This is a genomic window from Cytobacillus firmus NBRC 15306 (assembly GCF_001591465.1).
Lineage (GTDB): Bacteria > Bacillota > Bacilli > Bacillales > Cytobacillaceae > Cytobacillus > Cytobacillus firmus.
This window is the reverse complement of sequence record NZ_BCUY01000005.1, coordinates 43915-68966: the sequence shown is the minus strand read 5'-3', so window position 1 is coordinate 68966 and position 25052 is coordinate 43915. Positions and strand designations below refer to the sequence as shown.

Here is a 25052-nt window from a genome sequence, read left to right as displayed (position 1 = left end):
ACCAAAATATACACATCGAAGACCATCATTTTATTAAACAGCAAATGCCGCTGGTACAAATAGTACAGCGGCAAAACCATCGTTTCTTCTTCATACATTTTTGTGCCCTGATCATTGAGATTATGAGTATGTAAAATAGAAATTAGTGGTCCCTGTTTGCAATTAGATCTGTTATTTCTTCCAGCAGCTCTGTTTGAAGGCCTGTTTCCTTCAGCTTCTCTTTTGCAGATCTGATATGGTATTCGAGCGCCTCTTTCGCGCCGTTCATTGTAAGAAGTGCTGGATAGGTGCTTTTATTTTTTGATTCATCACTGCCAACGGGCTTCCCGATTATCTCTTCTGTTCCTTCAAGGTCGAGAATGTCATCCCTGATTTGAAAAGCAAGTCCCAGATGATAAGCAAAATGGGATAGTGCCTGAATCGTGTCTTCATTGGCATTTGCCAAAATAGCACCTGAAACCACACTGCATTCCAGCAATTTGCCGGTCTTATGCACGTGGATATACTCCAGGTCCTCTAAGTCCAGCTGTTTGCCCTCTCCTTTAATGTCTGCTGCCTGGCCTCCAACCATCCCTTCAGCACCTGCAGCTTTTGAAAGCACTTTAATTAAAGACAGCCTGGTTTCGGCTGAAGCAAATTCGTCCGGGGTTTCCGCAATGGTTTGGAAGCTGTATGTGAGCAAGGCATCGCCTGCCAGGATGGCAAAAGCTTCTCCATATACTTTATGGTTAGTCGGTTTACCTCTTCTTAAATCGTCATTATCCATACTTGGCAGGTCATCGTGAATGAGCGAATAGGTATGGATCATTTCGATTGCCGCCGCAGTCCATAACCCTTTTGCCGTATCTTCGCCAAAAGCAGCCAATGTGGCAAATAACAGCATCGGCCTGATCCGCTTTCCTCCGGCTTCAAGTGAATAATTCATCGCTTCCTTGATTTCAGGTGGAGCATTCAATTTATGTACATATTCTTTTAAATGAATTTCCAGTTTTCGCTTATGCAATTCAGAGAAAGAACTTAAGGATTGCTGCTGCAAGATTATTCCTCCTCCGGAATGGCGAAGTTCGTTTTTCGGCCATCTTCCGTCAGTATTTCCGTAAGCTGTGATTCCACATTTTTAAGCTTATCATGGCATAATTTTGAAAGCTCCATGCCCTTTTTATAAATATTAATAGCCTCCTCAAGAGGAACATCGCCCTCTTCAAGCTTTTCCACAATCACTTCAAGTTCTTCCATCGCTTGCTCAAATGAAAGCTGCTTTTCATCCGCCATGCCATTCACTCCTCAATATCCGTTACCCGGCATTCAATAGTTCCATCAGATACCTTCAATTTTAACATATCATTCACTTTAACCTGAGACACAGTCTTTACCAGGGATTCCTTTTCTGTATAAGCAAGGCTATAGCCTCTATCCATGATTTTGAGAGGACTGAGCGCCTCAAGGGTTGAAATAACTCTCGCAAAATCCTTTTCTTTTGCAGCCAGGGTATTTGCCATTGTTTTGTTTAAAAGCTTATGCAGCCGATCATGTTTTTCTTTTGCCTGATCCATCAGCTGACCGGGGTGACTACGAACCAGCCTTTTTTGCAGGATATCAGCCTGTTCCTGCTTTAAATCATGCAGCCTCTTTGATCCCCGCAGCAGCTGTTCGGTGACTTTGTCAAGCTGTTCCAGTTTTTGTTCATACAATTTTTGGGGGAATCTGAAAGCATAGGATTTCTGTACCCTTAGAAGCCGTTCATTTTGCAGTGCAATTTGTTCCTTCATCGCTCTTATCAGCCTTGATTGCCTGTTAAAAAGCCTTTCTGACAAATCATCAATATGCGGGACTGCCAATTCAGCAGCTCCCGTTGGGGTTGGAGCCCTTAAATCTGCAACAAAATCGGCTATTGTAAAATCTGTTTCATGGCCAACAGCTGATATTACAGGTATTTCCGACTTGAATATGGCCCTTGCCACAGCTTCTTCATTAAAGGCCCAAAGCTCTTCAATGGAACCTCCGCCTCTGCCGATAATTAAGACATCCGCTTCCCTGGAGGCATTTGCATCCTTTATCGCTTTCACAATCGACGGAGCTGCCTGGTTACCCTGGACAAGCGCAGGGTATATAAGTATGTTCGCGATTGGATAGCGTCTTTTGAGCGTTGTCAAAATATCTCTGATTGCCGCACCAGTAGGGGATGTGATAACAGCAACTGTACGTGGATAACGCGGGATATTTTTTTTATATGCAGACGAAAAGTATCCTTCTTTCTCCAGTTTCTCTTTAAGCTGCTCGTATGCCAGATAGAGCTCACCAACCCCGTCCGGCTGCATTTCCTGTACATACATTTGATATTGCCCGCTGGATTCATAAACGGAAATCGCTCCGCGAACTAATACTTTCATGCCGTTCTCCGGCCTGAATTTCATGGATCTCGCATTTCCTGCAAACATTACAGCTAAAATTCTGGCTTTCTCATCCTTTAAAGTGAAATACATATGGCCGCTTGAGTGCTGTTTAAAGTTTGAGATTTCTCCCTTAACCAAAATATTTTGTAAATGAGGGTCGGCGTCAAATTTTCTTTTTATGTATTTGGTCAGTGCGTGAACTGTCAGATACTGCTGTTCCTTCATAACAATCTCCTTTATGCAGAAGTCGCATTGCACCTCTTGCAAAGCAATAACACGATAATGGAAATGGACAGATTTTGCATCTATGGTGGCCAGGAATTTTAGATTTTGCTTATAGAATACTTTGCTGCCTTTAATGTGTTATGCATTAACATGGTAATAGTCATCGGCCCCACTCCGCCCGGAACAGGAGTAATATACCCTGCTTTGTGCTTAACTGTCTCGAAATCAACATCGCCGCAAAGCTTTCCTGCCGCATTTCGATTCATGCCCACATCAATCACGATTGCACCATTTTTAACATGGTCCTCCATAATTAAATTGGCTTTACCTGCTGCTGCCACCAGAATATCTGCCCGCTTTGTATATTCCTTTAGATTAGCTGTTTTCGAGTGACAGTAGGTGACAGTTGCATCTTTATTAAGAAACAGCTGCCCTGCAGGTTTACCTACAATGTTGCTTCTGCCAATAACCACTACATGCTTTCCGGAAATGTCCGCCCCGATGCTTTCAAGCATTTCAATGATCCCTGCAGGAGTACATGGGATATAGGCATCCTGAGCTGTCATCATCCTGCCGATATTTATGGGATGGAATCCATCCACATCTTTTTCAGGAGATATGGTCTCGATGATGGCTTTTTCATTAATATGGCTTGGGAGCGGCAGCTGGACCAGGATTCCATGGATTGCATCACTTTTGTTTAACTCAGTGATTTTTCTGATAAGCTCTTGTTCGCTGACACTTTCGGGAAGTTCAATAAGCATAGAATACATGCCCAGCTTATTGCAGGTTTTCTGCTTGTTATTCACATACGTTCTGGATGCCTGATTATCCCCAGCTAAAATAACAGCCAATCCTGGCGTGACTCCTTCTGCCTTAAGCTTTTGCACTTCAGCACCGATACGATCCTGTTTCTTTCTTGCAATTTCTTTTCCATCTATTAATTCTGCAGCCATTTGTATCCCCCTATCAGAAACTCGAAAGCGCCTTTGATAAGGACTGCCGGCTTGCTTGCATCTAGAAAGTGCCAGCATATCCAGTGTATGTTTTTTAGAGTTTTTCTTTTACCTTTGATAAAACACCATTAATAAACTTGCTTGACTGATCATCGCCGTATAGCTTGGCAATCTCAATTGCTTCATCGAGCACCACATTGGCTGGCACTTCCTCTGTTAAATACAGCAGCTCAAAAACAGATAAGCGCAGAAGATTGCGGTCTACAGTGGCAAGTCTCTCCAGCGTCCATTTTTCAAGAAATCCTTTGATTTCACTATCAATTGTTTCTTTATGCTCCAGCACACCTGATACAAGTTTGCTTAGATATTCATCGTTCTTTCCGCCCTCTAAGACATGTTCGATGGCGGTCTCTGGTTCTGTCCCGCTTACATCAATTTGAAATAACGCCTGCAATGCTTTTTCTCTGGCTGTTCTTCTCTTCATCTTTATAAAACTCCTTTATGGCTAGCATAGTAATTTTCATTTTTGAGCATTTGCACGTCCAAAAATTGCATAAGAAGATAATAGCATAAGTAAGGAATCTTCGCACTACAACAAGAGCATTATGTTTGGTCAGAAACATATGCAAGAAAACTTATAATATTAATTTCCCCTTTACAAACGCCTTTATAACGATTTAGGGAGTGAATGATGAAGAGAATGAACCATAAAAAAGCCAAAGACGAGTCTGATGTCTTTGGCTTGATGTGTGTGTTACATTTCCTGTTCGTATTCAACTTCATGCTTTTGGTTTTCAAACATGATTCCTACTACGTGAATGTTTACTTCCTGGGCGTCCAGGGCTGTCATATTCAACAGTGCCTGACGGATGTTGTCCTGGATTTTCTGGGCAACGCTTGGGATGGACACGCCGAATTTCATCAGACAGTATACATCGACTTTGATGCCTTCTTCTGTTAATTCAACTTTAACACCTTTGCCGTGGTTCTTTTTACCAAGCCTTTCAACCACTCCTGTAGCGAAGTTCCCGCGCATTTGCGCAACACCTTCTACTTCTGAAGCAGCAATGCCGGCAATAACCTCAATAACTTCCGGTGCAATTTCCACCTTGCCTAGACCTGAATTTTCAGGGCTCATTTCGAGAATGTTATTTTCGTTCATTTTAGCACCTCCACAAGTCTTTAAGAATTCATTACATCATGCAATTCAAGAAATTTCGTATTAAACTGCCCTTCCACAAAATTCTCATGGCTTAAGAGCTTGAGATGAAACGGGATTGTTGTATGAACCCCTTCCACTACAAATTCGCTTAATGCCCTTTTCATTCTGGAAATGGCTTCTTCTCTAGTATTGCCATAAGTGATCACTTTTGCAATCATTGAATCGTAATATGGAGGAATCATATAGCCCGGGTAGGCAGCAGAGTCCACTCGGACACCAAGCCCGCCAGGAGGCAGATACATATTGATCCTTCCTGCTGATGGCATAAAATTCTTCTCCGGGTTTTCCGCATTAATTCTGCATTCGATTGACCAGCCGTTAAATGTCACATCACTTTGTGTGAAATTAAGCTTTTCTCCTGAAGCAACCTTAATTTGCTCCTTGATTAAATCGACCCCTGTTACCATCTCTGTAACAGGATGCTCCACCTGAATACGTGTGTTCATTTCCATGAAATAAAACTTGCGATTTTTATAATCGTATATAAATTCTATCGTGCCAGCGCCTGTATAATCAACCGCTTTTGCAGCTTTTACAGCAGCATTTCCCATCTCTTCGCGTGTTTCACCGTCAAGTGCAGGTGAAGGCGTTTCCTCAAGCAGCTTTTGCAGACGCCTTTGAATGGAACAATCCCTTTCCCCGAGATGTACGGTGTTCCCGTAATTGTCTGCAAGAACCTGGATCTCCACATGACGGAAGTCCTCGATATATTTTTCGATGTAAACGCCAGGATTTCCGAATGCTGTCAGTGCTTCCTGCTGTGTGATCGTAATTCCTTTAATAAGCTCCTGCTCATTGCGCGCTACTCGGATTCCTTTCCCGCCTCCGCCCGCAGTCGCTTTAATAATGACCGGATATTCAATCTTTTCTGCCAGCTGGATAGCGTCTTCAGCATCCTTAATGATTCCATTAGAGCCCGGAACAATCGGAACTCCTGCTTCCTTCATCGTTTCCCTTGCAATATCCTTTGTGCCCATTTTGCTGATGGCTTCAGGTGTAGGTCCTACAAAAATAATATTGCATTCTCTGCACAATTCGGCAAAGTCCGCATTCTCTGCAAGGAATCCATAACCTGGATGAATGGCGTCACAGCCGGTAAGCTTAGCGACACTTATTATATTTGTAAAATTTAAATAGCTGTCCTTAGATGCTGTCGGACCAATGCAGTATGCCTCATCCGCCAGCTGAACATGGAGCGCTTCCCTGTCAGCTTCTGAAAAGACAGCAACAGATTCAATCCCCATTTCGCGGGCTGCCCTGATAATGCGGACAGCTATTTCTCCTCTGTTGGCAATCAAGAGTTTTTTTATCATTCTGTAACCGCTCCTTATTCAGGCTTTACTAAAAATAGTGGCTGGCCATATTCTACTAATTGGCCGTCCTTTACAAGCACTTCTACAATTTCACCATTAACTTCTGCTTCGATTTCATTAAATAATTTCATTGCCTCTACAATGCAGACAATGGAATCCTTCGTAACTTTTGAACCGGCTTTAACATATGCATCAGCATCAGGTGAGGATGACTGATAAAAGGTCCCTACCATTGGTGATACAATCTTATGTAAATCTTCCGCAGCTTCAGCCTTTGGTGCAGAAGCTTCTGCCGGAGCTTCTGTTTTTGGCTCCTCCACTTTCACAGCAGCTGGCTGAACCGGCTGAGGAGCAGGAGCTAACACTTGAGCAGCTGCAGGCTGGACTTGCTGAACGACGGCTCCTTCATTGCCTTTTTTCTTCATTTTAATTTTAGAACCTTCATGCTCATATACAAATTCATCAATATTTGACTGATCTACCAATTTAATCAGTTCACGGATTTCTTGTACTTTTAACATTTTGGCACCCCTTGTTTTCTCATTGCATGATAATCCCTTTAATCTGTATGCATATATTTATTGCTGAAAGATTTAGAAACATACGGCTGGGACGTTATGCATTGGTTTGAATTATGACTAGATACTAATATCATACGATAAGACCTTATAAAACTTCAACATTCTATTATGTACTGGATAATAATTTCTCTATCCGCCATATGTTCCATTTTAATATTTTTCTAAATGTTTGTGAAATGTTTCATGGGATTTAATCGAATTTCATCCAAAACCACTTCACAATCAGGACTTTTATACCACTTGTTTATGTAATAGTTACCAAACTGCAAATAAAATGAAAAGGAGCCCGCAGAATTTTGCAGGCTCCCTCTAAATTATTATTTTTCTACCTGGAATTCAACAGCCACTGCCTCAAGCTTTCCAATTTCGTTCCTTACTTCCTGGATGATATTGTTTGCAGCTGAAGCTGAATGATCTTTTGCCTTAACAGTAATTTGAACCTTCTTTCCATCAGCACGGACAAGCACATCTTCATAATCCATCGCTCTGATTAATGTTTCAAGCATCGCTTCCTTTTGCGCAATTTCATTTAATTCATCAATTTGATCTTTCGCCTTCATTCTTTCTTCGGCAGGAAGGTCAGTTTGACCGAGGTCCTCCTGCAGGTCTTCCTTCATGCGGCTGCGCTCATCATCAAGCTGAAGGCGGAGATTTTCAAACATTTCATCACTGGCAGTGTTTGTAATGATCGCTTTGCCATCTTCACTCTCAACTGACTCCATTTCGCCCTCTGACTTTTCTTCGATTCCAGCAAGGTCACTGCCTTTTTGCTCCGGTGATGTTACATAATAAACCGATAATACAACCACCAAACTCAGCATTGTTAAAAGCCAGACCGTTTGTTTCTTTAAAAGCATCTATTATTCCCCCTTAGTTTTTTTAGGCATTACGGATACTCTATGGCTTGGAACATCCAGAGCTCTGGTTACTGCCTCAATAATCCACTTTTTCACTTGTATATTTTCAGCTCCTTTTGCCACAACCAGCACTCCCCTTATTTCAGGTTTCTTGGTTTCTATGACAATGGGAACCTCTTTTTCTCCATTTCGGACAATCACAAACTGTTCCTCCTGTGACTGATCCTCAACCTTTCTTTTGCCGCCTTCCCGATCTGTTTCATCGGTTTTCTGAGTTTGGGTTGTTTTGTTTTTTTCAAGGACTTTCTTCTCTGTGGCATCGACATTCACCACGACAGTGGCATCTTCTACCCCTACGATTGCATCAAGCGCCTCTTTTATTTGAGCTTCATATGCCTTTTCATAATTGGCAATGGTGTCATTTCCTCCAGATTTCTGCTGGCCGAATACGGGAACCTCTTCCTCCTGCTTCACTTCTTCTCCATTTTTAAAAACGGGCAAATCCCCGGTGGAACTGTCTTCTTGAAACAGCGTATTGCTGATCAGCATGATCGCTGCCCCAAAAAGAAGAACAAGCAGCAAATAGTGGAATTTTCCGGGCTTCTTATCAGACTGTCCATCCTTGGAAATTATCTTCTTTAACCATGTGAAAGGACCTTTTTCATTATCCATCCCTATCCATATTCCCCCCTTCTACCAGAACTTCGATTGAGTTTGCGTCTACATTCCATTTTTGTGCGAGAAGAGAAGCAATTCTTTCTGCATCTTCATGTTCGGGCCCGCTGGATGGAAGAGGTTTCCCGGCATTGATTTCCACTGTTTTAACCACTTCTACAGCTTCAGCTTCTGCATCTTCTGCTTTAAGTTGGATCATGACCTTTTGCAGGTTATCCGGGAAGGCTTGATCACTGCTTTCATCTACTAAAATATCAATGTTAGCAATTTCCAGACCGTACTGTTCCATCAACTCCTCTTCTGCGTCCTGTTTCATGTGGACAGCCATTTGTTCTAAAATATATGCATCACTTGAGGCTTGTATTTCTTTTTTCTTCATTTCTATTAAATTTTCCATATTTTTTTCTCCGGATGCCTCAAAAACCGGGACGGAAACAAGAGCTTCTTCAAAATCACTTGATATAATTCTCAAAATCGGTGTAAGAATAATCGCTATCAGCAGCAGCCCTGTCACCATTTTTGTGTACTTCTGAAGCTTGGAGCTGGGGAGGAGCATGTCTATGACAGTGGCAAGCAGAACAAATAATATGATGTTGGTTACCCATTCTTTTATGAAATCCACTTCATTCCCTCCCTACCTGACCATCATGGTCAAATTGCCTGCCGCTATAATAACTGTAATGCTAAGGAAAAACATCAGGGAGACAATGGCCAGAGCGGCAAAAACATAGATGATGCTCTTGCTGATTATATCCAGGCAGGATATGATCGGCCCTCCTCCCAACGGCTGCAAAATGGCTGCCGCGAATTTATATATAAACGCAATCATTAAAATTTTGATTGCAGGAAATGCTGCAATAATAAGGAGAATGGCTACACCTGCTATCCCAACAGTATTCTTCAAAAGCACCGAAGCGCTGATTACGGTATCTGTCGCATCTGTAAACATCCTCCCAATTACCGGAATAAAATTCCCTGTAATAAATTTTGCTGTACGAATGGTAATTCCATCGGTAACCGCTGCAGATGCTCCCTGAACTGATATAACTCCGAGAAAGACCGTCAGAAACATCCCAAGAAGTCCAATGCTCCAATTTCGGAGCAGATTGGCAAGCTGAGTTACCTTATAGTGTTCAGACAAGGTGCTGACAATGCTTAACAGGGCTGATAAAAATAGAAGCGGAAGAATGACATACTGGATAAATAACCCGCTGACATTCATCAAAAACAGTATCACCGGGTGGAAAAATGCTGCAGATACCAAACCCCCGGAAGAAGCAATCAGCGCAAGCAGCAGCGGTATGAGAGCCATTATGAATGACACCATAGTTGAAATGGTTTCTTCTGTGTAAGTGATCGCTACATGGAAGCTATTCAGTGCGATAATAATCAACACCATAAAGACGATTGAATAGGCAGCTTTACTGACAGTGCTTTTTTCAAATGAATTCTGCAGCGATTGCAGGAACATGCTGAATACCGTCAGCAATATCAGAGTCCCCAGCAGTTTCCCGTTGACTATAAACTCATGGAATACAAACTTCAACGCGCCGCCAGCCCACTCTTTTAGTGAAAACTCCTTTTCTCCCTTTATGAATTCATAGAGACTCCCCTTTTGGCTCTCGGGCAAAAACCCTCCATACTCTGTTGTGATTTCTTCCCAAAAGCTCTTTAATTCATTAAGATCTAACTTATCCACCTGGGATTCAATTAAATCCTGCGGGGATATCGTTTCTTCTGCTTCGCCGGTCTTAGGTGAGGCTTGTACAATTGGTGCCAGGAAAAAGAATAGAAATAAACTGAACCCTAAAATTTTCTGCATCCTTTGCTTCATTTTCTCACCTCTTTTAAAGGACCCTCTATAATTCCAGCAATATGAGCTTGTCCAGTCCTGCTGCCTGTCGTTTCAGCAGGCAGCGGCTAGCTCGGAATCATGCGAATAATGGTTTCGATTAATACAGTAAGAATTGGTATGGCCATGGCAAGAATAAGAATTTTCCCGCCCATTTCGATTTTTGCTGCAATGGCTCCCTGTCCTGCATCCTTCGTAATTTGTGCAGCAAATTCAGCAATATAGGCTATTCCGATTATCTTTAAAATGGTTTCAACATAGACGATATTCACCTTTGCATTGACGGCAATCTTTTCAATCATATGGATAATGGCGTAAATTTGATCGACAAGAAAAAGAAAGATGGCACAGCCGACAAAAACAATCAGCAAAAAGGCAAAATTCGGCTTTTGCTCCTTAACAATCAGCGCCAGGAACGTGGCAACAAGCGAAAATCCTACTATCTGGAGAATTTCAATGGCTGAGCCCCCCTTTTATCCCTGAAACAAGAAGACTGATTTAATTTTTTGGAAAAGGTTATCTACAATGGAAGCAACCATAAATAAGATATAAATAAATCCGAAAAGCGTTACCCATTGGGCGTATTCTTTTTTGCCCACCTGATCAAGAATAGTATGCAAAAAGGCTACAACAATTCCCACACCCGCAATCTTGAATATGATATCTACCTCTAAGCCCATCTTTTCTCCCCCTAAGCTCTGATCAGCGTCCGGCAAATCAAGCCGGCGTTTCCTACATTAGTAAAATGATTAAGAGCAATCCGGATAAAAACCCCAGACTTTTGACCATTCTCTCGTATTTCACTTGTCTGTCATGTGCATCAGCTTCTTCACGTTCCAGGTGTGTAAGGGTCAGCATGATCTGCTTTTGCTGAGAAAGACGGTCATGTCTTCCAAGTGTTTCGCCAAATTGCTTCATGATTTCGAATTCCCCTTGTTTAAAGGCGGTCATTTTCCATATTTCCGTCAAGCTCTCTTCCCAGGCGTCCTTTACTGTCGTCTCGGAATCGGTCAGTTTTTTAGCAAAGGATTCAAAGAACCAGGATAAGGGCTTGGAAAGCTGGTCAGAAAGCCGTCTGGCTGCTTCATGAAGAGGTGTATGGCCATACATAATTTCAGCCTCCAAGGACTGAAGTGCCGATTTAAGCTGACGAAGCTGGCGCGGCCGTTCTGTCAGGTGCCTTGAAGCTTCAAACCCTGCCCATGTTGTTGCAATGATGATCAAAACAGCTCCAATAAGTTTCATCATTTACATCACGCCCGCTTGATGCTGATATCTTGCACCGTCTGTGTTTCGTATGCAGTCAATGCTGCCCGGCCCATCTTTTCTGCTCAATTCAATAAATCGCTGAAAAACGCCCATTTCAAGTATGGCCTGTAAAGTCGGGCGCCTCTTAATTTCCTCCAGGGAATTTCCATGTGTAGTCATAATCAGCTTTATTCCGGCATTTACTGCCTCCATTATGGCCTCTGCATCTTCATGCCTGCCAATTTCATCAACAACGAGAACCTCGGGGCTCATGGAACGAATCATCATCATCATGCCCTCAGCTTTGGGACAGGCATCCAGGACATCAATCCTGTTTCCAAAAGTCATCTGGGGGATCCCATTTACACATCCTGCTATTTCGGAGCGTTCATCCACAATCCCAACCTTACTTGCAGGAAGGCCGCTGCCTTGATCACCAGATGAAATGATTCTTGCAATATCGCGCAGCAATGTGGTTTTTCCAGTCTGCGGCGGGCCAATAATCATCGTATGCAGCCAGCCATCCCTATAAATCCTCGGAATCAGCTTTTGGGCAATGCCGACTTTCTCTCTGGCAATTCTAATGTTAAAAGAAGAAATATCCCTGATCGCCTTAACCTTGCCCTGCTCAAGAATAACCTTTCCGGCAAGCCCAACCCGATGGCCGCCCTCAATCGTGATATAACCTCTTTTCAGCTCTTCCTCGAGTGTATAAATCGAAAAATGGCTTATTTTATTCAGTAAATGCACGGCATCCTCTGAATCAATTATATAAGGGAGAAAATAAGGTACTCCCCTTGCTGTCAGCTCAATAGGCCTCGAAATGCGGACCCTGATTTCCTCCAGATCCTTTAAGATTTTCGGAGGGATTCTCTGTAATTGTTCGGCAATTTTTTTCGGCAAAAAGGCTATAATCGTTTCCAAGTATGCTCCTCCATTCACAATCTGATTTCGGACTAGCTTCTCATTATTTAAAATGTATGCCTGCGGCAAAACAATATGACTTAGATTTGAAAGCTTCACATTTATTTAGTACAAGCTTTTGCCTGAGTAAAAAAATATCTTTCTTCAAAAAATAATTCAAAAAGAACATAGAGAAAGGCTGGTGCCATTTATGAAAGCAAAATGCATTTACTTCATGGTTATTTTTCACCTGATTGTTCTTGGTTTCTTACCTGTGGAAGGAATAGCTCATCAGAGAAATACAAACGGACCGCAAAATGTCATTCTGATGATTGGCGATGGAATGGGAATTGGCCAGATTGAGATTGCAAGAAAACTGGAATATGGGAAGGACGGGCGGCTGTTCCTGGAATCTCTGCCTCACACCGCCTTGGTTCATACCGAATCTGCCAATAATTTTGTGACAGATTCAGCTGCCGGCGGTACGGCTCTTGCAATTGGAAAAAAAACAAATAATGAAATGATCGGAGTTACGCCGGATGGGAAGGAAACAGATAGTATCCTTGATTTATTCAAGAAAAACGGTAAAAAAGCAGGGGTGATATCCACCAATACAGTTACAGATGCAACACCCGCAGCCTTTACAGCAAGTGTTGCCAACAGATGGTCCGGACAGGATGAAATTGCACGCCAGCAGCTGAAATCCGGGGTGGATGTGCTGATGGGAGGCGGCAGAGCATACTTCACACCGGAAAAGCAAAGCGGAAGGGATTTAATAAAAGAAGCAATGCAAAAAGGATATGCCTATGCCGGGAATCGGGAAGAATTACTGAAAGCCAAAGGCTCAAAGCTGCTTGGCTTGTTCCATGACGGATATATGAGCTTTAAACTGGACCGGCCTTTACTGAACAGCAAAGAACCCAGCTTAAAAGAAATGACTGAAAAAGCGATCGATGTACTCGCAAAAGGAGAACAGGGATTTTTCCTCATGGCGGAAGGAGCAAGAATTGATCATGCTTCGCACGCAGGTGATATTACAAGCATCTGGAAAGAAACCATTGAATTTGATGAAGCTGTCAAATATGCTGTTGAATGGGCAAAAAAGGACAAAGAAACACTGGTTTTGGTTGTCGCAGATCATGAGACTATGGGAATATCAGCATCAGAGCCGCTGGAGATACAGCAATTAAAGGAAATCAAGGCGACACCGCAGTATATGGTCAGCCAATTGGCAAGAGATGAAGATAGGGGCATTTATCGATCGGAAAGTGTGAAGGGTGTTCTAAAAAAGTATGCGAATATTGATTTAACCCAGCAGGAGATTGAAGCGTTTAATGGAAAGGTAATGAACACAGACAGCAAGGTTTATCCTCAATATTTAGCAGCATGGGAAATAGGAAGCCTGATTGCCGAGAAATATCATGGGGGAATTTTAACGGATACAGTAAGATCTCTCAGCTCTACCGGCGGTCATACAGGCAATATGATCCCTTTATTTGCTTATGGCATTGGCAGTGAAACTTTTACAGGAGTACTGGAGAATACAGATATACCGAAAAAAATTGCCGGACTGATGAATTATAGCTGGCATTAATATTATGCGCATTTTCTCTCTTTCTCCCGCGTAATTCTAGAAAGATACATTCATGAAAGCGGGGTGAGAAAGTTATGTATTATTATCAGCCATTCGTCCGCAATACTGTGCAGACTGGAAGGCATTCCAGATCCAAGCCAAATACAATAAGGGTTTCAGGTGAAGGAAAGATAGCTGTACAGCCAGATCAGGCTAGTATAAAGCTGGGAGTTTTAACAGAAGACCAGGAGCTTCAGAAGGCACAGGAGCAGAATGCTGCAGCCATTTCAAATGTCAAAAAGGCTCTTAACGCCATTGGAATAACAGATAAACAAATTCAAACTTCAGATTTCTCCATTTTTCCGCAGTATGATTTTGTGGATGGCAAGCAAATTTTCCGCGGATACAAGGTTGAGCATATACTGAACATTACGGCCGATGAGATTGAAAATACAGGACTTGCAGTGGACACAGCAGTAGAAAGCGGCGCAAATACGGTAAGAGGAATTACGTTTGAGATAGAAAACCAGCAGGAATGGTATCAGCAGGCATTAAGCATGGCTGTAATGGATGCTTATAGAAAGGCAGAAACAATCGCTGCTTCACTAAGAGTCCAATTAATCAGTACTCCAGTATCCGTTTCAGAAGGTAATTCAGGCATGGTGCAGCCTGTCTCTTTTCAATCCTCCGTTTTAGTTAAAAGTGCCGTCAGCACACCTATCCAGCCGGGAACAATAGAAATCGAAAGCCGCATCACGGCAGATTTCATATTTTACAGCTAGGAAATCTTCGGCTAATAATCGCAGTGAAGAAGCAAATACTAATAAGGCGGCACTGAGCAATTTTATAGAAAAGAGGTTATTGGATGAATGAAAATTTAGATGAATTTTTAAAAAACCAGAAAAAAGGCGACAGGGCTTATCTGGGCGGAACCCGCGATAACAGAACTGCTCCCACATCCGATCCTGATTATAATAATCGCAATGACACTGACATATCCCCCGGCGCAGAAGGCAGGAAATATAAAGGATAAAAAAATCCCGATTTCTCGGGATTTTTTTTAACTATGCACGCGATACGTATGAACCATCAGTTGTATTGATGATCAGTTTGTCCCCTTCGTTAACAAAGAAAGGAACTTGCACAATCAGGCCGGTTTCAACTGTTGCAGGCTTTGTTCCGCCGGATGCAGTATCCCCTTTAATGCCTGGTTCTGTTTCCGTTACTGTAAGCTCAACAGAGTTAGGAAGCTCGATTCCAAGAGACTCTCCCTGATAAAGCATAATAGCAACTTCCATGTTTTCTTTTAAAAACTTTAATTCATACTCAATTGCTGAAGCAGGCAGCTCGATTTGCTCATAAGACTCATTGTCCATGAAAACATGCTGATCTCCATTTGCATAAAGGTACTGCATTTTACGGTTATCGATCTGAGCTTTCCCTACTTTTTCACCTGCACGGAAGGTTTTTTCCTGAATCGCGCCCGTGCGAAGGTTGCGTAATTTGGAACGTACAAAAGCCGCTCCTTTTCCTGGTTTAACGTGCTGGAAATCCATTACGCGCCAAATTCCGTTATCAACTTCAATCGTCAATCCCGTACGAAAATCGTTTACTGAAATCATAAGTTTGTCCTCCTAATGTGTACAATTAAAGAATAATCAATTCTTTAGTAGAATGAGTAAGCGTTTCATTATGATCATTTGTTATGACTGTATCATCCTCAATGCGGACACCGCCAAGTCCCGGCATGTAAATGCCAGGCTCCACCGTCACAATCATTCCGGGTTCAAGGATAACATCAGACTTAAATGATAATGCAGGACCTTCATGCACTTCAAGGCCGATCCCGTGTCCTGTAGAATGGCCAAAATATTCGCCATAGCCTTTACCTGAAATATAATCACGAGTTAAGGCATCTGCTTCTTTGCCGCTCATTCCAGGTTTGATGCCTTCCATTCCCCGCTCCTGGGCTTCCTGCACAATTGAATAGATTTCTTTCAGCTTATCTTCAGGTTCCCCAACAGCAACTGTGCGGGTAATATCTGAAACATACCCCTTATAATAAGCACCGAAGTCCAGAGTGACAAAATCGCCTTTTTCAATAACCTTATCACTGGCAACTCCATGCGGAAGAGCAGAACGGTACCCGGATGCTACGATAATGTCAAACGAAGATGAATCTGCACCCGCTTTTCTCATAAAGAACTCTAATTCATTCGAAACTTCCAGTTCCGTAATACCTGGCCGAATGACATCAAGAATATGTTTAAACGCAGCATCTGCAATGTCTGCCGCCACCTTAATTATCTTAATCTCTGAATCGGTCTTTATCAAGCGTAACTTTTCAATAGTGTCAGAAACAGGGACAAGCTCGGCGTTAACAGCCTTTTCATAGGCTTTATAGGATGAAAAGGTTACATGATTCTCTTCAAAACCAAGCTTTTTAATCCCAAGCTGTTCTGCCTGTTTGGCGACATCTTCCGGAATTGCACCAGTATGCTTTACAATTTCATACCCTTCACATTGTTTGGCAGCCTGTTCCGTGTAGCGGAAATCGGTTATAAAGAGCGCTTTATCCGCACTGATTAGAACCACGCCCGATGAACCGGTAAAACCAGTCATATAACGGCGATTGTAATTGCTGGTAATCAGCATCCCATCAATCCCTGACTCTGTAAAGCGTGCACGTAATTTTTGTATTTTCTCCATATTATCCTCTCCCCTTGACAAAATCCATTAATGCATAAAATGCCAGTTCATACCCTTTAAACCCAAGGCCGACTATCTGGCCCATTGCAGCGGGTGCAATGACAGAAATATGCCTGAATTCTTCCCTGGCATGAACATTTGAAATATGTACTTCGATCACAGGAACCTGTATTCCTGCAACAGCATCCCTTATTGCGTAACTATAATGAGTAAATGCCCCGGGATTGAAAATTATACCCTGTGTGCCATCTTCATTGGCAAGGTGCAGCCTGTCAATGAGTTCACCTTCGTGATTTGACTGAAAACAGATTACTTCTGCCTCATATGAAGCACCCAATGCTTTCATATTTTGCTCCAGCTGACCCAGTGTTTCATTTCCATAAACACCTGGTTCCCTTTTGCCGAGCAGGTTTAAATTCGGCCCATTTAACAGGAGTATTTTCCCCATATTCAACCCCTTTTTTAACATTGCTTACAGGCTCCTCCTTCTATTTAACATCCTGATGAAAGCACTGAAAAAGAATGCCCACTTAAGAACATTCTATCATAAAGCAAAATTTCATACAGTGATGTATAGCGCATTATTTTTCATTATTCACGCGCAAAAATATTTGCCATTCGTCATTCTGTTTTAATCTGCATATAGGAAGTCAGACTCTAATCCATTAAATTAAATCCGGATCTGTGCGTGCCTTTTTTTCATCTTCGGTTTTGCCTCTGAGTTCTTGAGCTTCATATGAAATGGAATACCCTACAAATACGCCAAATAAAATATAGAAACAAAGTGATGTAATAATTGTATTTCGCTCAAGATCCCAAAACGGGCTGATTCCAGGGAAGATTGGATTGAGGACAAAAAACACCAGTAAAAAAAGGGCAACTCCATAGCCTGCCCCCACGAAAATACTTTGAAATTTCCGCAGCGCTGCATAATAGATCAGGGCAGCTATAATAGATACTCCCCCTATTAGGAAAATTGAGATCAGTGTTCCAAGCCATCCCTCTTTCCAGGCTCCAATCGTCCAGGGCTCGAGAATGACATTAGGGCGAATTTCCGTGAAATTAAACACATAAGCAAGATAGGCCAGACCGCTCCAAAGAATGCCTCCAACCAGTCCGGTAATGACCACCATTGTCTTAAAAGACATCGGTTTTTCCCTTTGATCCTGTTCCAAGCGCTCTTTTTCTTCTGCCACTTTGCGCCACCTCCTTTTCCTATTATGTCCACACACAATTATTCCATTGCATCCATTTTTAAATAAAAGCGGCCGGAATAATTTCTGCTGCATAAACCGTTCATATTTTTTATATATTTTCCTGTCATATAGAGGTTTTATGAGATTTTAAGTCGAATAAAATAAATAAGGATGAAGCTCTTTAATTTGTCCTTTTCCGGCTATTCGAGTTCCGGGACTGGGGTGCACAGCATAAATTTAAGTATAAGCATTTTTGTTTGTCTTTGGAAAACCTTACTAAGACTTATTAAAAGTTAATGTTCTTCTGTTTAAATTGTAAAGAAATAGGAAAATTAAAAAATGAAGACAGCTTTCATAATTATTTCGATAAACTTTAGCTTATAGAGTTTAAAAGCTTATAAAATTGCTCATCATGCTTTTAGGGAGGTGGCTTTCTTGAAAAAACCATTTACATTTTATATTGTCTCCGGTCTTATTATTCTAGCTGTTATCGGAGTTGCCGTCAGCTTGATCTCAAATCCTGCCGGTTTTTTGCAGAGAATAGCTGTCATTGTCATCATTGGAGCTGTTGTATACTTTCTTTTTCAGCGCTTTAACAGATCTAATCCCTCAAAGCGAGAGCAGCGAGCTTTTATAAAGGCAGCAAAAAAATCAAAAAGACGCTTTAATAATAAAGAATCTGGCTCTGTTAATGGAAGAAAAGGATCTGTCGGTTCCATAACTTCTATAAAAAAGTCCAAGAAAAAGTCTTCTCCACATTTGACAGTCATAGAAGGCAAAAAAGGCAAAAAGAAAAATCGAGCCTCCCTTTAATCAGGGCTCGATTTTTTTATGTTTATATTTTGTTTGACTTGAAAGCTTCTGAGCTTTCTAATTAGTAGCTCCATGAGGTAAAAAACTGCTCCGCACATTGCCTGCCGTGCTCCAGAAGGTCTTTTTTCTTCTGTTCGGTTATATTGAATTCCGCAGTCAATACACCATCGGTTGGAATGAAAATAATATTTTGTGCATGCTTTCTCGAGATGTATCTTGCATCATGAGCGTCCTTCATCGTCTCAAAAAGCGCCGCATACATTTGTATGGCGTTATCGATTTTATTCGGGGGCCGTTCGCTTAAGTTATGACATAACTTTATCCCGAGCACAGGCCTGGTTTTTTTCACATTTTCCTTATCAAAAAGCCACATCGGAAAATTGCTTAAAACCCCTCCATCCACAATCACACTTGTGCTGCTGAAGGCATTTAGCTTGACCGGCTCAAAAAAATACGGGAGGCTGCAGCTCATCCTGATAGCTTTTGCCACCGGAAATGAAGCTGGATCAATGCCATAATGCACAAGATCATCCGGAAGTACCATCAATCTTCCATTTGTCAGGTCTGACGCAATGACTCTCAGCGATTGAGGCGGCAGATCTGAAAATGTCCTAATTCCCCTATCGCCAAGTTTCTGAGCCATCCAGCTTTCCAGCTCAGATCCTTTATATAATCCCAAACGCCAATAGAGATTAATCCATTTTCCAACTGCAAAGGGGATGAATGTTTTTCTTTCATCAAGAAGCTTTTTGACTTCAAATTCATCGACGAGCTGATATATTTCCTCACTTGTATAATTAGCAGCTATTAACGCAGCCACAATGGATCCTGCACTGGTACCAGCAACCCGCTTGAAGCGAAATCCCCTTCTATGAACTGCTTCATATGCGCCGATTAAGGCAAATCCTTTGATGCCTCCTCCTGAAAAAACACCATCTATATACATGTAAGCCACTCCTGTCGATGTACTTGCTCATAGAGGAACCTTTACTTATACATCTTTAATCAGGAGCTTTTTAAAATAGTACGGCTGACAAGCAAAATTTCATAATTACGTAAAATATTGCACTTCTGCTTCTGGAAAATATGAGTGTATATACTCCCTGATTGTATGTTCCAGATCCTTTGCTTCATCTGTCGGATAAACATACTTGCCTATACCGTATCTTCCCCACTTATATTTTCGCTTTTCTTCATCCATTTCCAGCTTTGTTTTCGGATAGCGCTTTTCAATTACCTTTTTGGCCGGTTTCGTAAATCTGTGCTGGATCAATTCGAAAGTTAAGCCTTCCAGATTGATGCCATCAAGTGCTTTGCTTAACCTTTGAAAAAGTTCATGATAGCCTTCCCGCCAATCATCGTGCATGTAAATAGGCGCCACGATAAATCCAAGCGGATAGCCGGCATTGGCTACTTTACGGGCAGCTTCAAGCCGTTCATCAAAAGAGGAAGTACCCGACTCAAAGTTTTTTATTACATAGCGGGAATTAACACTAAATCGGAAACGTGTTTTCCCATTATGTTTCGCATCCAGCAAATGACCGACATGATGATACTTTGTGACAAACCGAAGCTGGCCGTATTCAGTCTGACCGATAAATTCAATCGTTTTTTTCAGTGAATGGGTCAGATGATCAATCCCGACGATATCGGAAGTACAAGCAGCCTCAAAGCGTGTTAACTCAGGCTTGCGCTCTTCCATATATTTGGAGGCCTGATCAAAGATTTCTTCGAGGTTTACATACGTCCGAATATACGGCTTGCTGCCAAGTGTGGTTTGCAGATAGCAATAATGACAGTGACCCATGCAGCCAGTAGCAAGGGGAATGGCATATTCTGCCGAAGGCTTGGATGTATCAAATTTCAGAGTTCGTCTGATTCCTACCACTAAAGTGGATTTAGCATTGCGGTATTTCTGCAATTCATTATCGCCAGGTATATTCCTCACCTGATTATGTGAAGTTGTTTCCCTGATTTCAATATTCATTTTCTCAAATTTTTCATTTAGTTCTCTTCCTAAGGGGTATTCAAGAGCTTGAGGCTCTATATAAACTAGCTGAGGAATAAATGGCTTCATTGGTTAACCTCTCTTTGTCAATTTGTCTGCCAGCAGATAATCCTGGCTGGATCCTATGACTGTAGTATGAGCCAAATAAACGAGCAGCAAAAAAAGAAGATGGAACAATTATTTCCATCTTCTCTCATTCGTTTCATTTATTTTTATAAACCGCATTTCAGCTGTGCATTACAGTTTGTGCAAGTATTGCAGCCGCCGATTTCTTTGACTTTTCCTTTGCGGCATACCGGGCATGTATTGCCTACTTCTGAACCGATTGTTACATCGGTGGAACGCAGGTCACTGATTGTATCAACCAGCACAACATGCTGCTTTGATTTTTCTTTTTTGACTGTATCAGTACCATCAAAGCTGTTCTCTTCTGCTTTCAGCGTCAATACTTGAGAATCGCGTGATCCGTCGACATATACTGTTCCGCCCTTTGCTCCGCCGCGGTATAAACGTTCATAAACCTGCTCAACCTGTTCAACACTGTAGCCTTTCGGTGCGTTGACAGTTTTACTGATGGAGCTGTCAATCCAGCGCTGAATCACACATTGAACATCTGCGTGCGCTTCTGGAGCAAGATCCATCGCTGCCACAAACCATTCAGGCAGATTATTAGGATCTGCATCCGGATTGCGGTCTAAATATTCCTGAACAATATCTGCCTTCACTTCAATGAACTTGCCTAAGCGGCCGCTTCTGAAGTATGAGAAGGAGAAATATGGTTCAAGACCTGTAGATACTCCAACCATGGTACCTGTGGATCCAGTAGGAGCAACAGTCAGCAGATGTGAATTACGGATTCCGCTATCTAAAATGGATTCACGGATATCTTCTGGCATTTTCTGCATGAAACCTGTTTCTGTAAAAGCTTTGCGCAGGCGATTTGTTTCTTCAGGATTGTCACCTGTTAAGAATGGGAAGCTCCCTTTTTCCTTCGCAAGCTCTACAGAAGCTTTGTAAGCTGTTGTTGCAATGGTTTCGAAGACTTTGTCAATCAGCACATTGCCTTCTTCAGAACCATATTCTGTTTCACAATAGATCAGCAGATCATGAAGCCCCATAACGCCAAGACCAACACGGCGCTCGCCTAATGCCTGCTTTTTGTTTTCTTCGAGGAAGTATGGTGTAGCATCTATTACGTTGTCCTGCATACGTACTCCTACTTCAACAGTACGCTTCAGCTTTTCAAAGTTAACGGTCTTATTCTCCTTATCTGCCATTTCTGCAAGGTTCACAGCTGCAAGGTTGCAGACAGAATATGGTGCGAGTGGCTGTTCACCACATGGATTTGTTGCTACAACCCTTTGTCCATAAGCCTGTGCATTGGTCATGTCGTTGGCATTATCAATAAAGAAAATACCTGGCTCTGCTGAGTATGTTGCACAGATATTAATCAGGTTCCAAAGTTCTTTCGCTTTGATTTTGCGGTGAACACGGACTTTATAGCCAAGTTTTCCCCATTCTCTGACGTCACCGACTTTATGCCACTCTTCGTTGTAGGTTTTCATGGTATCAGCATCATATGATTCAACATCTGGGAAGCGAAGCTCGTATTCTGCATCATTTTCAACTGCATCCATAAATTCTTTTGTCAGGCAGACTGAAATGTTTGCCCCAGTAAGGAATTCAGAATTATGAACACTGTAAGTACCGCCAGTCTCCAGTTTTTCTTCAGCATCCTTTATGATTTTATCACTGAACCCGCCATAGCCAGGAATGCTCTTGTAATTAATAATACCCTGGTACATGGCAATTTCCTGTTCAGTAAATGGAGTGAATTTTAATTTTTCTTTAGCATATTTTTTTATTGTTTCATCATTTGTATTTTCAAGAAGGAATCGCAGTATTCTTGGGTTTTGCATTTTCGAGATGATGAATTCGATAATGTCCGGATGCCAGTCTGCCAGCATAATCATCTGAGCACCTCTGCGGGAACCTCCCTGCTCCACAAGGTGTGTAAGCTTCGCAATATCATCAAGCCAGGATACGGAACCCGATGACTTGCCGTTTACTCCTTTAGCCAGTGTGTTGCGCGGTCTTAGGGTTGAACCATTTGTCCCAACTCCTCCGCCTCGGCTCATGATTTCCATTACCTGCTTGCGGTGTTCGGAAATTCCTTCACGGGAGTCCTGTACGAATGGCATTACGTAGCAGTTGAAATACGTAACATCTGTGTCGGCACCCGCTCCATACAATACGCGGCCAGCCGGAATGAAATTCAAGTTTTTCAATTCCTGATAGAATTTTTCAAACCATTCTTTTTTCTTTTCTTCGGTTTTCTCAACAGATGCCAGGCCTGTTGCGTTACGCTTGGCGATTTGCTCATAGTAGATTTCCAAAGGCTTCTCGATTACATCAAGAGGCTTTGTAATAATGCCTGTTCTCGATTCTTCCGGATCATCCAGCACCCCTCTGTAATCTTCCTCTACTAAAACCTTGGCAGTCTTGTTTTCCCAGTCAATATCGAGGATGTAGCCTAAGCCGCGTGCAGGAAATTTCGGATCTTCCTTAATGGTGAGGACAACAAAGTCACCGTTTGTGAGCGTCACTTTCTCGGTGTCTTTGAAGGTATAGCGATCTAGCATAACCAAGCGGGAAACACCTTTGTGGGTCATTTTCATATCTGAGGTTACTGGGTGAACCTGAGGAAAGAGACGGATGTCCTTGTTTAAACGTTCAATGTTCAATTTCATTTTTTGTCCTAGAGCAACAGACATTGTTACAACTCCTTCTAAATTCAATTATCTAATTAATGTGTGTAAGTATTCTGTCAGATAGGGTAAATCTATCTGTTTTAAAAGAGTACCCTAAAGTTACCATAACTCAAACCTCAAAATCAATATATAGTGTCCTAAATATTTTCGACACCACTACATATTGTGTCTGATTCAACTGAATCTGATTTTGTCAAACTTAAAATATACTAAAATTTAAAGAAAAACAGAGTTAACAGCCGATTTCCGACAATTAACGATAAATTTTAACATATTTTGAAGCTTGCACTTTTTCAGAGCAGCAATTGGAAAATTATTCATTAAAAAAGAGAAAAAGCGACTTAGACGCTTTTATCTCTTATAGTTCCAGTCATCGCTTTCATATCGTTCTTTTGCGATTTTTTGTACATATGCCATCTCTTCTTCTGAGAGCTCGTAAGGTTCCAGTACAATGTCCAGGCCTTCCTCAAACCCCTTCCTGAAAGCTGCCTTAGCCTGTTTAAGAGTAATATTTTCTGCTGTCAGCTCATTTATGGCAACTGCTTTATTTTTAAAAGCCTTTTGCATTCTCTCTTTTACCCGGTCATTAGGATATTTGAATAAGCTGAACAGCTTGTCTTCATCCAAATCAAGCAAAATAGAGCCATGCTGAAGGATTACACCTTTTTGTCTTGTTTGTGCACTCCCTGCTACTTTACGGCCTTCTACAACAAGTTCATACCAGCTTGGGGCATCAAAACAAACAGCAGATCTTGGATTTTTTAGAGAGTCCCTTTCTTCAGCCGTCTTTGGTACAGCAAAATAAGCTTCCATCCCCAGAGCGTGAAAACCTTTTAGAATTCCTTCAGAAATGACTCTGTATGCTTCAGTTACTGTACTTGGCATTTCGGGATGGGCTTCAGGAACGATGACACTGTAGGTGAGTTCATGTTCGTGCAGCACCCCTCTTCCGCCTGTTGGTCTGCGGACAAATCCCAGGCCATGCTGCTTCACTGCTTCCACATCTATTTCTTTTTCAACCTTTTGGAAGTATCCAATTGAAAGAGTTGCGGGATTCCAGCCGTAAAACCGGATTACAGGTGGCATCTTCCCCTCACTGTTCCAATCAAGCAAGGCTTCATCCAAAGCCATATTAAAAGAAGGCGAACCTTCTCCTGAATCGATAAACCGCCACACTTCTTTAGTCATATGTAACCCTCATTTTCAATTTCTTTAACTGGTCATTTGCGGTTATTAGTCTAACAAAATTCCAATGAAATATAAAGCAAGTTGAATTTCCAGAACAAATTTACCTGATTTCCTTTACTCCAATCAGGAAAGACTTATATAATATTAGTTGGCTTACCTATGCGTGAAAGGAGAAAGACATATTGGAAACACTTTATTTCATTCTTATCATTTTGGGTGCAATCATTACCTATTCTGTCATAACATGGTTTTATCAGCGCCGAATTGTTAAAACGCTTACTGAAGACCAGTTTAGAGAAGGCTATAGAAAAGCCCAGTTAATCGATGTTCGCGAACCAAATGAATTTGAAAACGGCCATATTTTAGGTGCACGCAATATACCGCTTTCACAAATGAAAATGCGCATGAAAGAATTGCGTCCGGACAAGCCAGTCTACTTATATTGCCAGAGCGGCATGAGAAGTGCGAGAGCTGCCCAGTTTTTGCACCGTAAAGGCTATAAAGACCTTTCACACCTGCAGGGCGGGTTTAAAAAATGGTCCGGAAAAGTGAAGGCGAAAAAATAATAG

29 protein-coding genes are annotated in these 25052 nt (G+C 41.9%); 5 read left to right on the top strand and 24 right to left on the bottom strand.

Going from position 1 to position 25052, the window contains the following annotated elements; translation table 11 throughout:
• Positions 1-142: 142 nt before the first annotated feature.
• The 16 genes from BFI01S_RS02730 to spoIIIAA form a co-directional block, all read right to left on the bottom strand.
• Positions 143-1036, bottom strand: a complete 894-nt coding sequence (locus BFI01S_RS02730; protein WP_061791222.1) for a polyprenyl synthetase family protein — start codon at positions 1034-1036, stop codon at positions 143-145.
• Positions 1037-1038: 2 nt separating this feature from the next.
• Positions 1039-1272, bottom strand: a complete 234-nt coding sequence (gene xseB / locus BFI01S_RS02725; RefSeq protein ID WP_048008230.1) for an exodeoxyribonuclease VII small subunit — start codon at positions 1270-1272, stop codon at positions 1039-1041.
• Positions 1273-1277: 5 nt separating this feature from the next.
• Entirely contained in the window at positions 1278-2618 is a 1341-nt protein-coding gene (gene xseA, locus BFI01S_RS02720; RefSeq protein WP_061791221.1) for an exodeoxyribonuclease VII large subunit, read from the bottom strand.
• 98 nt (positions 2619-2716) lie between these two features.
• A complete protein-coding gene (gene folD / locus BFI01S_RS02715) occupies positions 2717-3574 on the bottom strand; it encodes a bifunctional methylenetetrahydrofolate dehydrogenase/methenyltetrahydrofolate cyclohydrolase FolD (RefSeq protein WP_061791220.1) in 858 nt (285 codons plus the stop codon).
• Between the two features lie 94 nt (positions 3575-3668).
• Positions 3669-4058, bottom strand: a complete 390-nt coding sequence (gene nusB / locus BFI01S_RS02710; RefSeq protein WP_048008233.1) for a transcription antitermination factor NusB — start codon at positions 4056-4058, stop codon at positions 3669-3671.
• A gap of 270 nt (positions 4059-4328) precedes the next feature.
• Positions 4329-4736, bottom strand: coding sequence for an Asp23/Gls24 family envelope stress response protein (locus BFI01S_RS02705; RefSeq protein ID WP_035330002.1), 408 nt, complete (start codon positions 4734-4736; stop codon positions 4329-4331).
• A gap of 20 nt (positions 4737-4756) precedes the next feature.
• The gene (gene accC / locus BFI01S_RS02700) at positions 4757-6109 is read right to left on the bottom strand and encodes an acetyl-CoA carboxylase biotin carboxylase subunit (protein WP_048008234.1); all 1353 of its coding nucleotides are present in this window, start codon (positions 6107-6109) and stop codon (positions 4757-4759) included.
• 14 nt (positions 6110-6123) lie between these two features.
• The gene (gene accB, locus BFI01S_RS02695) at positions 6124-6630 is read right to left on the bottom strand and encodes an acetyl-CoA carboxylase biotin carboxyl carrier protein (protein ID WP_061791219.1); all 507 of its coding nucleotides are present in this window, start codon (positions 6628-6630) and stop codon (positions 6124-6126) included.
• A gap of 377 nt (positions 6631-7007) precedes the next feature.
• On the bottom strand, positions 7008-7547 hold the full coding sequence (locus BFI01S_RS02690; protein WP_061791218.1) for a SpoIIIAH-like family protein: 540 nt from the start codon (positions 7545-7547) through the stop codon (positions 7008-7010).
• Between the two features lie 3 nt (positions 7548-7550).
• The gene (spoIIIAG, locus tag BFI01S_RS02685) at positions 7551-8219 is read right to left on the bottom strand and encodes a stage III sporulation protein AG (protein ID WP_061791217.1); all 669 of its coding nucleotides are present in this window, start codon (positions 8217-8219) and stop codon (positions 7551-7553) included.
• Positions 8212-8844 (bottom strand): stage III sporulation protein AF, encoded by a 633-nt coding sequence (gene spoIIIAF, locus BFI01S_RS02680; protein WP_048008238.1) that lies wholly within the window; start codon positions 8842-8844, stop codon positions 8212-8214. The genes spoIIIAG and spoIIIAF overlap by 8 nt, the downstream gene beginning before the upstream one ends.
• Before the next feature lie 12 nt (positions 8845-8856).
• Positions 8857-10056, bottom strand: coding sequence for a stage III sporulation protein AE (gene spoIIIAE / locus BFI01S_RS02675; protein WP_048008239.1), 1200 nt, complete (start codon positions 10054-10056; stop codon positions 8857-8859).
• Between the two features lie 86 nt (positions 10057-10142).
• Positions 10143-10532: a stage III sporulation protein AD gene (spoIIIAD, locus tag BFI01S_RS02670; RefSeq protein ID WP_172581968.1), complete on the bottom strand. Its 390-nt coding sequence runs from the start codon at positions 10530-10532 to the stop codon at positions 10143-10145.
• A gap of 15 nt (positions 10533-10547) precedes the next feature.
• Complete coding sequence (spoIIIAC, locus tag BFI01S_RS02665; protein WP_009332905.1) at positions 10548-10754, bottom strand: stage III sporulation protein AC; 207 nt, start codon at positions 10752-10754, stop codon at positions 10548-10550.
• A gap of 52 nt (positions 10755-10806) precedes the next feature.
• Positions 10807-11322: a stage III sporulation protein SpoIIIAB gene (gene spoIIIAB / locus BFI01S_RS02660; RefSeq protein ID WP_048008240.1), complete on the bottom strand. Its 516-nt coding sequence runs from the start codon at positions 11320-11322 to the stop codon at positions 10807-10809.
• The gene (gene spoIIIAA, locus BFI01S_RS02655) at positions 11323-12246 is read right to left on the bottom strand and encodes a stage III sporulation protein AA (RefSeq protein WP_061791216.1); all 924 of its coding nucleotides are present in this window, start codon (positions 12244-12246) and stop codon (positions 11323-11325) included. It abuts the gene before it with no gap.
• Between the two features lie 190 nt (positions 12247-12436).
• Between spoIIIAA and BFI01S_RS02650 the strand changes: the two genes are divergently transcribed.
• From BFI01S_RS02650 to BFI01S_RS23245, 3 genes are all read left to right on the top strand, one after another.
• Positions 12437-13819, top strand: coding sequence for an alkaline phosphatase (locus BFI01S_RS02650; protein ID WP_061791215.1), 1383 nt, complete (start codon positions 12437-12439; stop codon positions 13817-13819).
• A gap of 74 nt (positions 13820-13893) precedes the next feature.
• On the top strand, positions 13894-14580 hold the full coding sequence (locus BFI01S_RS02645; protein ID WP_061791214.1) for an SIMPL domain-containing protein: 687 nt from the start codon (positions 13894-13896) through the stop codon (positions 14578-14580).
• Between the two features lie 83 nt (positions 14581-14663).
• Positions 14664-14831 carry a hypothetical protein gene (locus BFI01S_RS23245; protein ID WP_035329991.1) on the top strand — a complete coding sequence of 56 codons (168 nt, stop codon included), beginning with the start codon at positions 14664-14666 and terminating at the stop codon, positions 14829-14831.
• A 31-nt stretch (positions 14832-14862) separates the two neighbouring features.
• Here the strand turns inward: BFI01S_RS23245 and efp are convergent, their stop codons facing one another.
• The 4 genes from efp to BFI01S_RS02625 form a co-directional block, all read right to left on the bottom strand.
• On the bottom strand, positions 14863-15420 hold the full coding sequence (gene efp, locus BFI01S_RS02640) for an elongation factor P (protein ID WP_035329990.1): 558 nt from the start codon (positions 15418-15420) through the stop codon (positions 14863-14865).
• 25 nt (positions 15421-15445) lie between these two features.
• Entirely contained in the window at positions 15446-16507 is a 1062-nt protein-coding gene (locus BFI01S_RS02635; protein WP_061791213.1) for a M24 family metallopeptidase, read from the bottom strand.
• Between the two features lies 1 nt (position 16508).
• A complete protein-coding gene (aroQ, locus tag BFI01S_RS02630; RefSeq protein WP_061791251.1) occupies positions 16509-16955 on the bottom strand; it encodes a type II 3-dehydroquinate dehydratase in 447 nt (148 codons plus the stop codon).
• A 217-nt stretch (positions 16956-17172) separates the two neighbouring features.
• Positions 17173-17703, bottom strand: coding sequence for a YqhR family membrane protein (locus BFI01S_RS02625; protein WP_061791212.1), 531 nt, complete (start codon positions 17701-17703; stop codon positions 17173-17175).
• A gap of 426 nt (positions 17704-18129) precedes the next feature.
• Between BFI01S_RS02625 and BFI01S_RS02620 the strand changes: the two genes are divergently transcribed.
• The gene (locus BFI01S_RS02620) at positions 18130-18516 is read left to right on the top strand and encodes an SA1362 family protein (protein WP_280525178.1); all 387 of its coding nucleotides are present in this window, start codon (positions 18130-18132) and stop codon (positions 18514-18516) included.
• A gap of 61 nt (positions 18517-18577) precedes the next feature.
• Here BFI01S_RS02620 and BFI01S_RS02615 read toward each other — a convergent pair whose 3' ends face one another.
• The 4 genes from BFI01S_RS02615 to lipM form a co-directional block, all read right to left on the bottom strand.
• The gene (locus tag BFI01S_RS02615; protein ID WP_061791210.1) at positions 18578-19462 is read right to left on the bottom strand and encodes a patatin-like phospholipase family protein; all 885 of its coding nucleotides are present in this window, start codon (positions 19460-19462) and stop codon (positions 18578-18580) included.
• A 105-nt stretch (positions 19463-19567) separates the two neighbouring features.
• Positions 19568-20593 carry a spore photoproduct lyase gene (splB, locus tag BFI01S_RS02610; RefSeq protein ID WP_061791209.1) on the bottom strand — a complete coding sequence of 342 codons (1026 nt, stop codon included), beginning with the start codon at positions 20591-20593 and terminating at the stop codon, positions 19568-19570.
• A gap of 143 nt (positions 20594-20736) precedes the next feature.
• Positions 20737-23298 carry a vitamin B12-dependent ribonucleotide reductase gene (locus tag BFI01S_RS02605; protein ID WP_061791208.1) on the bottom strand — a complete coding sequence of 854 codons (2562 nt, stop codon included), beginning with the start codon at positions 23296-23298 and terminating at the stop codon, positions 20737-20739.
• A 348-nt stretch (positions 23299-23646) separates the two neighbouring features.
• Positions 23647-24483 (bottom strand): lipoate--protein ligase family protein, encoded by an 837-nt coding sequence (gene lipM, locus BFI01S_RS24675; protein WP_061791207.1) that lies wholly within the window; start codon positions 24481-24483, stop codon positions 23647-23649.
• A gap of 182 nt (positions 24484-24665) precedes the next feature.
• Here lipM and BFI01S_RS02595 point away from each other — a divergent pair, with 182 nt between their 5' ends.
• Positions 24666-25049 (top strand): rhodanese-like domain-containing protein, encoded by a 384-nt coding sequence (locus tag BFI01S_RS02595; RefSeq protein ID WP_035329981.1) that lies wholly within the window; start codon positions 24666-24668, stop codon positions 25047-25049.
• Positions 25050-25052: the final 3 nt, after the last annotated feature.

Excerpts from the sequence above, each read along its gene's own strand:
- folD (WP_061791220.1), bottom strand. The coding sequence starts at position 3,574 with ATGGCTGCAGAATTAATAGATGGAAAAGAAATTGCAAGAAAGAAACAG.
- BFI01S_RS02705 (WP_035330002.1), bottom strand. The coding sequence starts at position 4,736 with ATGAACGAAAATAACATTCTCGAAATGAGCCCTGAAAATTCAGGTCTA.
- efp (WP_035329990.1), bottom strand. The coding sequence starts at position 15,420 with ATGATTTCAGTAAACGATTTTCGTACGGGATTGACGATTGAAGTTGAT.
- lipM (WP_061791207.1), bottom strand. The coding sequence starts at position 24,483 with ATGACTAAAGAAGTGTGGCGGTTTATCGATTCAGGAGAAGGTTCGCCT.
- spoIIIAG (WP_061791217.1), bottom strand. The coding sequence starts at position 8,219 with ATGGATAATGAAAAAGGTCCTTTCACATGGTTAAAGAAGATAATTTCC.
- BFI01S_RS23245 (WP_035329991.1), top strand. The coding sequence starts at position 14,664 with ATGAATGAAAATTTAGATGAATTTTTAAAAAACCAGAAAAAAGGCGAC.
- spoIIIAB (WP_048008240.1), bottom strand. The coding sequence starts at position 11,322 with ATGATGAAACTTATTGGAGCTGTTTTGATCATCATTGCAACAACATGG.
- BFI01S_RS02650 (WP_061791215.1), top strand. The coding sequence starts at position 12,437 with ATGAAAGCAAAATGCATTTACTTCATGGTTATTTTTCACCTGATTGTT.
- xseB (WP_048008230.1), bottom strand. The coding sequence starts at position 1,272 with ATGGCGGATGAAAAGCAGCTTTCATTTGAGCAAGCGATGGAAGAACTT.
- xseA (WP_061791221.1), bottom strand. The coding sequence starts at position 2,618 with ATGAAGGAACAGCAGTATCTGACAGTTCACGCACTGACCAAATACATA.
- BFI01S_RS02690 (WP_061791218.1), bottom strand. The coding sequence starts at position 7,547 with ATGCTTTTAAAGAAACAAACGGTCTGGCTTTTAACAATGCTGAGTTTG.
- BFI01S_RS02605 (WP_061791208.1), bottom strand. The coding sequence starts at position 23,298 with ATGTCTGTTGCTCTAGGACAAAAAATGAAATTGAACATTGAACGTTTA.
- aroQ (WP_061791251.1), bottom strand. The coding sequence starts at position 16,955 with ATGGGGAAAATACTCCTGTTAAATGGGCCGAATTTAAACCTGCTCGGC.
- splB (WP_061791209.1), bottom strand. The coding sequence starts at position 20,593 with ATGAAGCCATTTATTCCTCAGCTAGTTTATATAGAGCCTCAAGCTCTT.
- BFI01S_RS02645 (WP_061791214.1), top strand. The coding sequence starts at position 13,894 with ATGTATTATTATCAGCCATTCGTCCGCAATACTGTGCAGACTGGAAGG.
- nusB (WP_048008233.1), bottom strand. The coding sequence starts at position 4,058 with ATGAAGAGAAGAACAGCCAGAGAAAAAGCATTGCAGGCGTTATTTCAA.
- accB (WP_061791219.1), bottom strand. The coding sequence starts at position 6,630 with ATGTTAAAAGTACAAGAAATCCGTGAACTGATTAAATTGGTAGATCAG.
- spoIIIAE (WP_048008239.1), bottom strand. The coding sequence starts at position 10,056 with ATGAAGCAAAGGATGCAGAAAATTTTAGGGTTCAGTTTATTTCTATTC.
- BFI01S_RS02615 (WP_061791210.1), bottom strand. The coding sequence starts at position 19,462 with ATGTATATAGATGGTGTTTTTTCAGGAGGAGGCATCAAAGGATTTGCC.
- accC (WP_048008234.1), bottom strand. The coding sequence starts at position 6,109 with ATGATAAAAAAACTCTTGATTGCCAACAGAGGAGAAATAGCTGTCCGC.
- spoIIIAC (WP_009332905.1), bottom strand. The coding sequence starts at position 10,754 with ATGGGCTTAGAGGTAGATATCATATTCAAGATTGCGGGTGTGGGAATT.
- BFI01S_RS02635 (WP_061791213.1), bottom strand. The coding sequence starts at position 16,507 with ATGGAGAAAATACAAAAATTACGTGCACGCTTTACAGAGTCAGGGATT.